Annotated in this window: 13 protein-coding genes; all 13 read right to left on the bottom strand. The window is 60.9% G+C overall.

What is annotated here, in order from left to right; translation table 11 throughout:
• Nucleotides 1–64 precede the first annotated feature (64 nt).
• The gene (locus BLT78_RS20275; protein ID WP_090351773.1) at nucleotides 65–1,186 is read right to left on the bottom strand and encodes a tetratricopeptide repeat protein; all 1,122 of its coding nucleotides are present in this window, start codon (nucleotides 1,184–1,186) and stop codon (nucleotides 65–67) included.
• A 1-nt stretch (nucleotide 1,187) separates the two neighbouring features.
• Nucleotides 1,188–2,150, bottom strand: a complete 963-nt coding sequence (locus BLT78_RS20270; protein WP_090351772.1) for a type II secretion system F family protein — start codon at nucleotides 2,148–2,150, stop codon at nucleotides 1,188–1,190.
• Between the two features lie 31 nt (nucleotides 2,151–2,181).
• Nucleotides 2,182–3,168, bottom strand: a complete 987-nt coding sequence (locus BLT78_RS20265) for a type II secretion system F family protein (RefSeq protein ID WP_090351770.1) — start codon at nucleotides 3,166–3,168, stop codon at nucleotides 2,182–2,184.
• Nucleotides 3,165–4,601: a CpaF family protein gene (locus BLT78_RS20260; RefSeq protein WP_090351769.1), complete on the bottom strand. Its 1,437-nt coding sequence runs from the start codon at nucleotides 4,599–4,601 to the stop codon at nucleotides 3,165–3,167. The genes BLT78_RS20265 and BLT78_RS20260 overlap by 4 nt, the downstream gene beginning before the upstream one ends.
• Nucleotides 4,591–5,826 (bottom strand): AAA family ATPase, encoded by a 1,236-nt coding sequence (locus BLT78_RS20255; protein WP_090351767.1) that lies wholly within the window; start codon nucleotides 5,824–5,826, stop codon nucleotides 4,591–4,593. The genes BLT78_RS20260 and BLT78_RS20255 overlap by 11 nt, the downstream gene beginning before the upstream one ends.
• On the bottom strand, nucleotides 5,820–6,323 hold the full coding sequence (locus BLT78_RS20250; RefSeq protein WP_090351766.1) for a TadE/TadG family type IV pilus assembly protein: 504 nt from the start codon (nucleotides 6,321–6,323) through the stop codon (nucleotides 5,820–5,822). Before BLT78_RS20250 ends, BLT78_RS20255 begins: the two co-directional genes overlap by 7 nt.
• Nucleotides 6,323–6,739, bottom strand: coding sequence for a TadE/TadG family type IV pilus assembly protein (locus BLT78_RS20245; protein WP_408003089.1), 417 nt, complete (start codon nucleotides 6,737–6,739; stop codon nucleotides 6,323–6,325). Before BLT78_RS20245 ends, BLT78_RS20250 begins: the two co-directional genes overlap by 1 nt.
• 100 nt (nucleotides 6,740–6,839) lie before the next feature.
• A complete protein-coding gene (locus tag BLT78_RS20240) occupies nucleotides 6,840–8,189 on the bottom strand; it encodes a Tad domain-containing protein (protein ID WP_090351762.1) in 1,350 nt (449 codons plus the stop codon).
• Nucleotides 8,190–8,220: 31 nt separating this feature from the next.
• Nucleotides 8,221–8,490, bottom strand: coding sequence for a hypothetical protein (locus BLT78_RS20235; protein WP_090351761.1), 270 nt, complete (start codon nucleotides 8,488–8,490; stop codon nucleotides 8,221–8,223).
• Nucleotides 8,491–8,504: 14 nt separating this feature from the next.
• Nucleotides 8,505–10,016: a type II and III secretion system protein family protein gene (locus tag BLT78_RS20230; RefSeq protein WP_090351759.1), complete on the bottom strand. Its 1,512-nt coding sequence runs from the start codon at nucleotides 10,014–10,016 to the stop codon at nucleotides 8,505–8,507.
• Nucleotides 10,017–10,110: 94 nt separating this feature from the next.
• On the bottom strand, nucleotides 10,111–10,914 hold the full coding sequence (gene cpaB, locus BLT78_RS20225; protein ID WP_090351758.1) for a Flp pilus assembly protein CpaB: 804 nt from the start codon (nucleotides 10,912–10,914) through the stop codon (nucleotides 10,111–10,113).
• Nucleotides 10,911–12,263 carry an AAA family ATPase gene (locus BLT78_RS20220; protein WP_231975659.1) on the bottom strand — a complete coding sequence of 451 codons (1,353 nt, stop codon included), beginning with the start codon at nucleotides 12,261–12,263 and terminating at the stop codon, nucleotides 10,911–10,913. The genes cpaB and BLT78_RS20220 overlap by 4 nt, the downstream gene beginning before the upstream one ends.
• Before the next feature lie 37 nt (nucleotides 12,264–12,300).
• On the bottom strand, nucleotides 12,301–12,795 hold the full coding sequence (locus BLT78_RS20215) for an A24 family peptidase (RefSeq protein WP_090351755.1): 495 nt from the start codon (nucleotides 12,793–12,795) through the stop codon (nucleotides 12,301–12,303).
• Between the last annotated feature and the right edge of the window lie 51 nt (nucleotides 12,796–12,846).

Genomic DNA, 12,846 nt, shown 5'->3' with positions numbered 1-12,846 from the left:
CTGACAGACACAAGCCAGAAGCCGCATCCTGAGACGCGGCTTCTGGCTTGTGTTGGACAGCAGCTCAGGGGGCGTCGGTCTGCAGAGGTGCAGGCAGACTGACGGTGGATACCACCGGAGCCGAGGCGGCCAATGGCGTTGCCGCAGGCACGGCCAGGGGCATGGGAGCCGGAGCCAGAGGCGGCATCGGCTCGTCCACACCAGTGCCATTGCCATCACGCACCCGACGAATCTGCTGGACCCGCTTGAGATTCTGCCAGGCGACATCGTAGTGGGAGGGCGACAGGTCGATGGCCGAGCGGAAGAACTGCTCGGCCTGCTCCAGCTTGCCCTCGATCAGACAGATGTAGCCCACATCGTTGCTGGCCTCGGCACGCGACTCCACCTGCTCGAAGGCCGACAGCGCCTCCTCGTAGCTGCCCATGCGCGCCAGCAGCATGCCGTAGTTGCGCCACGCCGGCTTGTAGGTGGCATCGAAGCTCAACGCCTGGTGGTAGGCCTGGCGCGCGGCCACCCAGTCACCGGCCAGGTAATGGGAATAAGCCTGACTGTTGGCGACCACCGCCGAGCGCGGACTGATCTGCAGCGCCAAGCGGTAGTAGACCTGGGCGCGGGCGAAATCATTGCGCAGGTCGGCCAGGACCCCCAGACCGTTGTAGACACGCAGTGGCGACTTGCCATCCACCATCAGTGCGCTCAGATCGGCCAGCTCTCCCGCCGGAACCACTCCGCCGAAACGCTGCTGATCGATGCGCAGCGCGCTACCCAGCGTCTCGGTCGCCTCCGGATAACGGCGCATGCCGATCTGCAGGGTACCCAGCTCACTCAAGGCCGCGAGGTTGTTGGGCTCCTCCTTGAGCACATTGTGCAGGGCGATCTCGGCCAATTTGTGGTTGCCGCGCTCACGATGGATGCGGCCAACCCAGACCAGCGCCTCATAGCGCTTGGGATCCAGTTCGCTGGCACGCAGATATTGATAGAGCGCCTGATCGGTATCGCCGGCCGCGTATGCCCTGGCGGCCATGAGCATGGCCTGCTCCGGATTATCCGCGCCTTTCCTGACTTCATAGAGCACCGCCCGGCCTCCATCGTACAGCGCATTGCGGCTTTTAACGCTCCCCTCCCCCATACTCTGGCAACCTGCCAGAGCGGCAGCAATTGCTGCCAAAAGCGCGATCCTGTGCATCTCACAATCTCCCGAAGGCCTTGAGAACGCCGAGAATTGCCGGCCCGATTGCAATCAGAAAAAAACTCGGCCACAGGCAGAAGATTAGTGGAAAGACCAGTTTCGTGCCGATTTTCGCCGCCTGCTCCTCTGCAGCCTGGGTACGGCGGTCGCGAAACTCCTCCGCATATATGCGCAAGGTATCAGCCACACTGGTACCAAAGCGGATACTTTGTGCCAGCAGGCTGACCAATCCATTGATGTCCTCAAGACCGGTGCGATCAGCCAGATGGCGAAGGGCTTCGGTACTGGAAATACCGGCGCGGATCTCCGCGTTGACCAAGGCAAGCTCCTCGGCAAGTTCGGAGTGACTAACAGCCATTTCCTGTGCAACTCGCTCGATGGACTGTGGTAGCGCCAAGCCTGATTCCACGCAAACTACAAGCAGATCAAGTGCATCAGGAAAAGCTGACCTCAGAGAGCGCATACGTGTCTGCTTGCGCTTATCGACATAGATTGCCGGCAATAGCCACCCCAAACCGGCGGCCAGAGCTACCAGAAAACCTCCCAGCAACAACGACACACCTTTCATGAAGGGCAAGACAAGAAGCACGATGCCCGTCAACAACAGAACTAGCAACAATCGTGCCGCCCAATACACCTGAGCAGCGGAAGACTGACGAAAACCGGCATGCATCAGGAGAGTGCGCGTCGGAGAGCTCTGCCAGTCAGTATCGCCGGCAAAGCGCTCCCCGACCTGGGCCAACATCATTTGCAGATTACCGGGAGAATGTTGTCCCGCGCTCGCGCTGGCACTTTTCAGTACTCGTAACCTGCGCTGAACTGGATCCTGCAGGCCGAACACAAGTAACGCCAGCGTCACTGCGGCCAGCACGGCACTCAAAGCAATCCCTCCGACGAACAGCAGCCGCGCCACCTCCTGATTGCCTACTGCTCCATTGAGCAGGCTCAGTAGATAGTCCATTTGCAGTTCCTCCCCACCAGTCGATCCAAGTTCAGACCTGGATGCGGATGATTTTTTTGATCCAGAAAATCCCCAGCAGCATGGCGAAGAAGGATGCACCGATCAGCTTATGACCGAGCGGTTCCTTGATCAGCATTGGCACATACTCAGGGGAAGTGATGAACAGGACGATGGTCAACACGAATGGAATGGCAACCAGAATCCAAGCCGACATCCGCCCCTCAGCCGACAACGTCTTGACTTTGCGCTGGAAGCGGAAACGTCCACGAATCAGCGAACTCAAACGCTCGAGGATTTCGGTCAGGTTGCCACCGGTCTCCCGGTGCAACAGGATCGAAGTGACCAGCATCATCACCGTCATGCTCGGCATACGCTCGAGCAGGCCGAGCATGGCGCGACGCACGTCGTTGCCGTAGTTGATATCGGCGAAGGTCAGGCCGAACTCGTGAGCCACCACGCCCTTCTGTTCCTCGCCCACCAGGCGCAACGTCTCGTTGAACGGATGCCCCGCCTTGAGCGCCCGCACCATCGAGTCCAGCGCATCCGGCAACTGTTCCTCGAACTCCGCGAAGCGCTTGGCCCGGTCGCGGGAAACCTTGTAGATCGGGATCCAGAACATCACGAAAGCAACCAGCAGGGCGGCCCACCACACTGGGAAGAACAGCCATACCAGCAACCCACCGGCGCAAGCGAATGCGAACCCGAGCAACACAACCCGATAGGCACGAAACTCGTGCCCGGCCTGCTCCACCATCTCGGCGAGCTTCTCCATGCCCGGCAACTGCTCCAGTGCCGCCTCCAGCGGCGACAGGCGCTTGAGATACTTCTGCCGCAGCACCGTCTGCATGTTCGGCAGGTCGCTGGCGCGCTCCAGCGTATGCAGCCGCTCACGGATACGCTTGCGGACCTTGCTCGCCTCACCGAATACCGGCACCACCGTGCCCTGGGTGAGCAGGAACACCGACAGGAACACCATGCCAAGGAAGATCAGGATGAACTCCGAGGGAATCTGGCTCATGACTGCACGCCCTCCATCCACTCCGGCCTGAACAGGTTTAGCGGCAGGTCGATCCCGTGCTTGGCCAGCGAATCGCGGAAAGCCGGCACCATGCCGGTGGGCTTGTAGTCGCCGAGCACTTCGCCATGCTCGCCGATGCCGCGCCGCTCGAAGGTGTAGATCTCGGTCATGGTGATGATCTCGCCCTCCATGCCGTTGATCTCCTGCACGCTCACCACCCGGCGCTTGCCGTCCTCCTGGCGCTCGAGTTGCACCACCACGTCGATGGCCGAGGCGATCTGCTGGCGCAGCGCCTTGATCGGGAAGGTCGCGCCGGTCATCGCCACCATGTTCTCGATACGTCCGAGAGCATCCCGCGGGGTGTTGGCGTGGATGGTGGTCAGCGAACCGTCGTGGCCGGTGTTCATCGCCGCCAGCATGTCCAGCGCCTCGGCGCCGCGCACCTCGCCGATGACGATGCGGTCCGGGCGCATGCGCAGGCTGTTGCGCACCAGCTCGCGCTGGTTCACTTCGCCACGCCCTTCGATATTCGGCGGACGGGTCTCCAGACGCACCACGTGCGGCTGCTGAAGTTGCAGTTCGGCCGAGTCCTCGATGGTGACGATGCGCTCGTTGTGCGGAATGAAGCTGGACAGCACGTTGAGCATGGTGGTCTTGCCGGTACCGGTACCGCCGGACACCAGCACGTTGAGCCGACCGCGGACGATGGCCTTGAGCACCAGGGCGATCGCCGGCGTCAGGGTGCCGCGCTCGATCAGGCTCTCGGTGTTGAGCAGATCGACGGCAAAGCGCCGGATCGACATGCTCGGCCCGTCGATGGCCAGCGGCGGAATGATGGCGTTGACCCGCGAGCCGTCCTGGAGACGCGCATCCACCAGCGGCGAAGACTCGTCGATGCGCCGCCCTAACGAGGATACGATGCGATCGATGATGTTGAGCAGGTGGGTATCGTCGCGAAAGCACACGTCGGTCCTCTGCAGCTTGCCGAAGCGCTCGACATAGACCGACTTGGCGCCGTTGACCAGGATGTCCGACACCGAGCTGTCGGCCAGCAGCGGCTCCAAGGGGCCGAGGCCGAGAACCTCGTCGGTGATCTGCTTGATGATCAGCTGGCGGCTGGCTGTACTGACCGGCGCGCTGTGTTCGTCCAGCAGCCGCTGGCAGATATCGCGGATCTGCCGAGTCGCCTCGGCCGCGTCTAGGCTGTCCAGCAGTGCCAGGTCCATGACCTTGAGCAACTGCTCGTAGACCCTGCCACGCCACTCCACCTCCAGCGGGTTGAGCTGGGTCCGGGTGTTGTAGACCGACTCCGGCGCGGGCTCCTCCCAACTGAGCAGGGAGTGCTCCTTGCTGGCCGCCTCACTGCTTGCGGGCTGGGCAGCCCCACTCTTCTGGGATGGCTGACGTAGGCGGTTGCGCAACTCATTGAACATGGCTGGATCCCCCGAACAGACGGCTCACCGCACGCTTGAGCAGGCCGCCGCGACTGATTTCCTGGCCGCCCAACAGCTCCTCGGCGACCTGTCTCAACGCCAGGGTGATGGCAGCACGCGGCGCATGGATGGCCAGCGGCACGCCAGCATTCTGGCTTTCGCTGACCACATTGAAATCGTTGGGTAACTGCAGCAGATCCGAGCAGTGCAGTGCCTCCTCGATATCCTTGAGGGTTACCGCCGAGTTCTTGCCATAGCGGTTGACCAGCAATTGCAGCCGATTGGTCTGGATGCCCATGTCATCGCGCAGTATTCTCAGCAGCCGGTCGGCATCCTTGAGGTGGCTGACACTCTGCTGCAGTACCACCATTACCTTGTCGGCGTTTTCCAGCGCCGTCCCGGTCAAGTGGTCGATCTGCCGGGGCAGATCCACCACCACCCAGTCGTAGGTACTGCGGGCCAGATATAACAGAGACTCCAGTTGCTCGGCATGCACATCCTGCGGCAGGCACAGTTCGCCGTCCTTCCCGCCCAGGACATGCAGATTGGGGCTGTAATGGGTACAGAATCCCCGCAGCGCCACGCTGTCCAGTTCTGCGACCTGCTGCAGCACATCGACATGGCTGTGAGTCGGACGCACATCCAGGTAGTGGGCCACACTGCCGAACTGCAGATCGAGGTCGATCAGCAGCACGCTGGCATTCTGGCTCAGTTGCTGGGCCAGATTGCAGGCCACCAAGGTCGCCCCAGAGCCACCCTTGGCATTCATCACTGCCAGCAGCTTGCCGGTATCGCCATTGCTCGCGCGGCGTTCCAGCACCATCCGCTGCAACGCTGCACTCAACTCGAGCTGATTGAGCGGGTCGGGGAAGAAGTCCCGCGCTCCCGCCTGCATCGCCATCCGTAAACCTTCTGACTGCTCCAGGGCACCACAGAGCAGGAGGGTAGGCCGCTCGGCAGGTGGTCGCTGCAACAGCGCCGCCAACTCGTCGCGCCATTGCCCGCTGACCCGCAACAACAACAGGTCAGGTACCTGCTCCAAACCATACAGCGGATCACAATGCCCGTTGGTGGCCAGCCGAGTGGAAACCTGCAGCCCCGGAACATGCTGGCAGATCGCCTGCAGATCCTTGATGGCCTGGGGATCGCGGCTACTGATCAGGAGCCGCAGCCCGCGACGCGATGCATTGTCCGTCATAGACGGAAACTCCTTGGATTTCAGCATGGCGTGATCTCCGGTACTACGCCCTCCTCGGCGTGTCTGCCGAGGCTTTCGCGAGGAATGGTCGCCCTGAATGCCGGCAGGGTGAAAACCCTGTTGAATCCGGGAATCATCGACTGGAATGGAAAGTTGTCCACACGCAGCTGCACATAGCGGATGGCACGGAAGCCGGTGGCGCTGACCAGATCGTTGGGGTTGGCCACCACGGTGCCGTTCTCGTCCAGATAGACGAGATTGAGATGGGCACTTTCCAGGTAGCCGATCAACGAGCTGGCGCCCGAGTTGTTGATGTCGTTGAACATGGCCCGGCGCAGGATGCGCGGGTCGCGGATATCACAGACGGCTGCCAGCCGCGCACCACGACGCACCACCTCGTCCAGACCGTTGACGGTGAAGTACAGCCGTCCCATGTCCAATACGCCGAACAACAAGACGAAAAGCAGCAGACCGATGATGGCGAACTCCACCACGTAGACCCCACGCATGCGTTTCGCGCTCATCACAACCCCCTCATCACGGTGGTGGCCACCAAGGTCAGGTTGATCGGAATGGCATTGCCCAACAACGCGGGCAAGGCACTGCCTACTACCGGCCGGAACGCATAGGCGACGCGCACCTGGACATGCTCCGTCCCGACCGTGCTGACCTGCACGTCGGCAGTAGTCAACCCAGGCACCACGGTCCGGCTCTGCGGAACGGGAGTACCGTATACCGCCAGGTTCTTGGTCCGCGCCTCCAGCACCGGATCGATCTCGACACGACCGAGGTTGCCGTTCCAGGCCTTCCCGGCCACGTAACGGACCGCATCTCGGTTGGCCTGCAGCAGGTTGTTGTAGTGGTAAAGCATGCGTCCGAACTCGCCGATAGCCAGCAACAGGAACAGCAAGAGCGGCAGGACGATGGTGAACTCGACCATTGCCACGCCCTTCTGGCGCCTCCCTGGCGGCAGTGAGCTACCGTGCATAATCACCTCCCCTCGCCGAGTCGGAGTCGGCGGGCTCGTGTTCGACAATGCCTCAGGAGTCGGTACTCGGCGTCCGGTTATTGTCGATATAGGTCTTGTACAACTGAATGATCACCGGCCCGACATCATCGGACGGAACCGGCCCCGCTACGCCATCGCCTTCGCATTCCTTGACGAACTGGCCAAACACCTGGGCCTCGACTCCCTGCTGGGCAACAGTCTGCAGCATGAAGAAACAACCGAAATCCAGCACGGGAACATTGACCTGCCCGCCAGATGTGCCATCGCAATTGCCGATCACGATATTGAGCATTCGTCGCTCGTAGGCTCCCGTGCAGGAGCCAGATACCGCGCAGGCCGCACTGTCTCTTTTCCAGTCGTTGATGTCATAGAGCGAGGATGCACCGGCGGTTAGATCCCCGCCGGTGGAAGTCACCACCTGACCCTGATAAAGCACCTGACCGGTACTGTCGCTGTAAGTCATCTTCGGAGTGCTGAAGGTAGGCACCCAATCGGGAGGGTAATCGGCGGGGTTCATGCCCGGCCCGTTGTAGACGCCGAAACGAGTATTCAACCCTTGAGCCACGGGGCCGACCGTGTTACCGGGCTCGGTCCCAACTTCGTCTCCCACCACATTGCACTTCTCGATGCCGCCAGCCAGAGCCGTACGCAAATCGTTGGCACCGGAAGCCCCGTCGAGGCGCAGGAGCTGGAAGTTACCCGGACCGATGGCCGGATCATTCCCGGCAGCGCTCTTCAGCACTTCCAGTTCACCGTACTCATATCCCCAATAGGAGGCTCCGCCGTTCTCGGCAGGGTCGTCGTTGGGGTCGCCACAGACCATTATGGGCTCGATCTTGCAAGGGCTGGCGGATGGGCTCGGCCCCGCAGTGGCTATCGCGGCGACCGCCTTCGCCCCTACGCCGCCGAAGACCTGAGCGACCCCCCACAGGAACCCCGTCAACGGATAATTGGGCACAGATACCCGCACATACTTGGCATCTGCCGGCCCCGGAAAGGAAAAGGGGCCGTAGACGCTGCTGGACAGGGTGACCACGGCGGACCCAGCAACTGCCGCCGCAGTCGTGCCAATGGCAGTGCCCAGTTCACCGTTGCCTTCTGCGGCGGCATTTCGCGCCAGGGTATCCAGCGCAGCATCCCTAGTCAGAGTGGAGGCGTTGCCGCTTCCGAAAGCGGTCTGCAGCGTCTTCGCGCCGCTCAATGCCGCCGCATCCACGGCATTCTGGAGGCGGGTCTTGTTCAGCAGCATGTGACCACCATCCAGCGCGAGCGCCCCCATCAGCAGAATCGCCAGCAGGGCGATGACCAAGAGCACCATTACTCCCCCCCGTTGTCCGTGCGGCCACTGTTGCTGCAGGTTTCGTTTCTGAAGGGGATTCATATGGATTGCCTCGCAAATCGCTATCTCAAGATCAATTGCTCATGCGGATTTCGATCGGTTGGGCGACCTCAGCCGCATCGCCAGTGACACCGCGATATCCGTCCATTACCTGCTCGGTGAGGGGACCGTCGCTCCCGGTCGGAGAAACTTCAGTACCCGGGTTGGCCGCAACTTCCTTCTCGGCTATCTGCTGGTACATCGTGGAATACACAGTCCCCCCAAGCCCCCCAACCCGGCCCTCTTCATACGTCATGCAGCCGGCCAAGGTAGTCAGTATCATCAGCGGAATAAGTGCTTTCATGGTCTGAGCTCCTGTCAGTCCAGATCGTGGCCGAAATTGCCTTCGCTTACGCCCAGGCTCACCGGCACGTTGCGTCCCGGAGCATTCCCTTTAGTCTTTCCGAGCAGATAGAAGTCCAGATCGCTAGGCTCGACGAAGCGCTCGGTGGGCAGGCGCACAGCTCGGGCATCGATCGGCTTGGCCAGATGCGGGGTGACCAGGATTACGAGCTCGGTTTCACCACTTTGGAACTGCTGGCTGCGGAACAGATGGCCCAGAACCGGGAGATCACCCAGCCCAGGGAAACGGCTGACGAGGTCTTTGGTGTTTTCATTGATCAGGCCAGCGATGGCGATGGTCTGACCGTTACCAAGCTCGACCGTCGACTGTGCGCTGCGCTTGGTCAGTGACGGGATTATCTGGGCCACTCCCTCACCCAGGACGCTGTCGATGCCAGTATCCAACGCCAGCGCGTTGGTGTTGGAGAGCTCGCTGACCGATACATTCAGGTTGAGATTGATTCGCCCTGAATCGAGCACCACCGGCAGAAATTTCACCCCGACACCGAACTCCTTGTATTCGATGGTGATGCCGTCATCCTCGGTCACCGGCACCGGGAACTCGCCGCCGGAGATGAACTCGGCCTGCTGTCCGGTCAGGGTAGTCAGGGTCGGCTCGGCGAGGACCTTGGCCGAACCATTGTCCTTGGAAGCTTCCAGAACCATGTTGAAGAGGAATTCGTCGGACAGGAACTGGCCGAGAATGCCCTTGCCATCGCCGAACATGGTCGTCGGGTTAAGCAAACCATCCTCGTCGAAACCGAGTCCTTGACCGTTATTGAACCCCCCCGTCGACCAACGACTGGAAGAGCCGAAGTCCAGAGCGTTGAAGCGCACATTCAGCGACTTGAACAGGCTGCGCTGCATCTCCGCCACCTTGACCTCGAGCATCACCTGCTGGCTGCCGCCGACGGTGAGCAGGTTGATCACGTCCAGTGTCTTGGTAGGTGCTGCCGATGCCTCCTCAGCCTTACCCTGGGCAATGCTCTGGCTCTGGGCCGTATAGGTCTTGGCCACCTTGACCGCTGTATCCATGGCCGCAGCACTGGACACCTGGCCACGCAGGACCAACGCACCCTGTGCGCTGAACACCGAGATCTTCTCGTTCGGCATCAGCTCATGCAGCTTGGACTTTAGCGCGGTGAGATCGTGAACCACTTCCAGGTCGAGGCTGTCGATCAGCTTGCCGCTGCCGTCCCACAGCAACACGTTGGTGCTACCCAGCGAACGCCCCAGCAAATACAGCTCCCGCGGGTTGGTGACCAGCACATCGGCAATTTCAGGGTTGCCGATGGATACCTTGCGCACCGCACTACGAGTGGCCAGTACACGCGATTTGTAGATGGGTACTTCGACATTAGTGATGCCGCCCATCGGCACCCCAGTGGTGACAGCGGTGGGCTCGGCAGCCTGTACAGCGAATGCCAGCAACAGCAAGGCGCCCACTGTGCTTAGCGTGTATGAGCCGAGTCTGCGGATGGTGTCCATGTCTGCTCCTTATCTTTATCAACGCTTGCCTGCTTGGGAGGCGAACGCCGCATGCCGTGCGGCGCCCCTGATTCCAGCCACTCACTTGCCTCGCTTACCGCTGAACGCTCACATTCTCCACTTCAGTTCCGCGAATGATGGTCACCTGCCCCCCCGGAGTTCCGCCGGTGCGGCGCACCACCGGCTTCGGCGGCGGCACCACGGCAACAACCGGAGCGGGTTTGGGTTCATCGACCTTCTTCTGGTCATCCAGCGGATTACGCAAAGCCAGTTGCAGCTTCCCCTCTGTCTGCGCCTTGACCAGAACTTCCGCCTCTTCCGACGTCATTTCCAAAGTGACGGCACGTACCACTACCGGTTGGGTCTTATCGGTACTGGCAGTCTGATCGACTGCCAGTACCCTCAGGTCGTAGAGGATGGTTTCCGACTCGGCCACGTTGCTCGAGCCCGAAACCTTCTTGGCCACCAAAACATCTACGCGGTTGCCCGGCAGCAGGAAACCCGCGACGCCCACCACGTCATCCACCCGCACCGAGATCGCCCGCTTGTTCGGCTCGATCAGCGAGGCCAGCGTGCTACCGCCCAGATGCTCGGCCAGTCGAGCGCTGCGCAGGATGTCGCCCTGCAGCAAGGTGAAGGTAGCGATCCGCCCCGAAACCTTCTCCACCGAGTCGAAGGCATCGCCCGGAGCTGTACCCTTGGGCATGCTGACAACCTTGACGTGCTGGGGCTCGACCATCTGGCCGAAGGGAATCTCCACCGCGGCCACCACGACGTTTTCCATATTGGAATCGGCGGTCGTGTTCAATCGCGCAGACAACCAGTTGTTAGCCATCCAGGCCGCTCCCAGCCCCAGAACCACCGACAGCGCGATCAACATCAATGTGCGGGAATTCATGACTTCTCTCCTTGCTCAGCACCCGGCAGCCTTACGAAGTAGTTGCGCCAGGCCCACTCCAGCTCCTGAGGCGTCAATTGCCCGGAGCGCCCCTGATAACGCTGCCGGTCCCGCGCCATGCCCAGCAGATCGCGGGGGTGGCAGGGTGCCAGCGGCACCTTTTCCGGTTGATGCAGGCCTTCGATCACGTAACGGAGCAACAGCGGATCGAAGGGAATTTCCAGCTTTTCCACCTCCTGCCGCCAGATCCGCTCGTATTCGTCTCGATTCAGATAGTCGAAGTGCAGCTTGTAGCCGATACGGCGAAGGAAGGCCTCGTCCGCCAGCTGCAGCGGATTGAGGTTGGTGGAAAACACCAGGATCAGGTCAAACGGTAGTTCACAGTGGCGGCCACCGCCGAGGTTGAGGAAGTCTTTTTTCTCCTCCATCGGCACGATCCAGCGGTTGAGCAGTTCGGCCGGCGCCATGCGCTGGCGGCCCATGTCGTCGATGATGAACATGCCGTTACTGGCCTTGAGCTGCAGCGGCGCCTGGTACTGGCGGGTATAGGGGTCGTAACGGATATCCAGCTGATCCATGGTCAGCTCACCACCTGTGATCACCACCGGGCGCTTGCAGCGCAGCAGGCGGCGGTCGTGGCCCTGGTCGAGACGCAGACTTGGCTTCGGTACGTCCTCATCGGCTCGCTTGTGCACCTGGGGATCGAACACCTCGATGATCGCCTCGCCGATGGCGATGGCGTGGGGTACCCAGATCAATTCGCCGAACAGGCGAATCAGTTTGCTGCTGATGAAGGTCTTGCCGGTACCGGCGGGGCCGTAAATCATGATCGCCCGCCCGGAATTCAGCGCGGCACCCAGCTGATCGAGCATGCCGTTGTGCAGCACCACCCCGGCGAAAGCACCATGCATCTCCTTGCCGGTAACACCACCGTGGTGGATAGTCTGGGCGCGCAATAGCTCACGATAGCGTTCTACGGGATAAGGCGCAGGGCCGATATACCCACTGCGAGCCAAGGCATCGCGGGCACTGCCGCGGCCCCGCTCGGTCAGCCCATATCGCAGGCCGCCACCATTGGTCGCTTGGCCCAGCACCTCGATCCGACCATCCTTGCGCAAAAAGGCTAGCAACTCATCCAGCACAGGACCTGCCAAGGCCATGCGCTCAATCAGTCGGGAGGTATCCAGACTACCGGCGTCATACAGGTGCTTGCAGAGCAGATCGATCAACAGAGTATCGGAAAGTCCGGTTTCCGCCAGCGATCGCGGTTGCGCGACATTGAATCCGTTACCACCACCGGAGTTGTCTACCCCGGCATCTTCGACCTTGGCAAACCCCGGCATATTCATAGCCTTCTCCCTGGATTTGTTCAGAGGACTTACATTGTCAGATCGGCGTCCAATACATACTCAGCAAGGTACCTGCAGCAATTGCGACAGCATAAGGAAATCTGTGTCTAGCCGCATCGCTATCGTCTGCCTGTATGCGACTGCGCGTAACAGCCATAGCCCAATAACGTACCGCAAATCGGCCCAAATGCCCTCTGCAGAACAGATAAACAATTCCCAGAACCGCCCCTGCCATCAAACTGTAGGCGCCTGCCCACAATGCTCCCACGGCTCCCAGAAAACTGCCCACCACGGCCATCAATTTCACATCTCCGGCAGCCATACCACCTAGCGCATAGATCGGCACGAACAGAGCGAAGCCGGTCAATAGCCCACCCGCCGCCGAGGCCAGCCCAACCAACCCACTCGTCGACACCTGCCAGACGACACCAACAACCAGGCCCAGAAGAAGGAAATAATTGGGGAGTCGGTGACTCACCAGATCGTGAATCACCGCCCCCAAAAGGAGCACCGACATCAATGCAAGCAGCATCGAAAGCCCCCGATCAAATAATTGGCAGCCTCAATAGACATATATTTCTTC

It is taken from the genome of Pseudomonas oryzae (assembly GCF_900104805.1).
GTDB lineage: Bacteria > Pseudomonadota > Gammaproteobacteria > Pseudomonadales > Pseudomonadaceae > Geopseudomonas > Geopseudomonas oryzae.
This window is presented reverse-complemented; position numbering and strand designations above follow the sequence as displayed.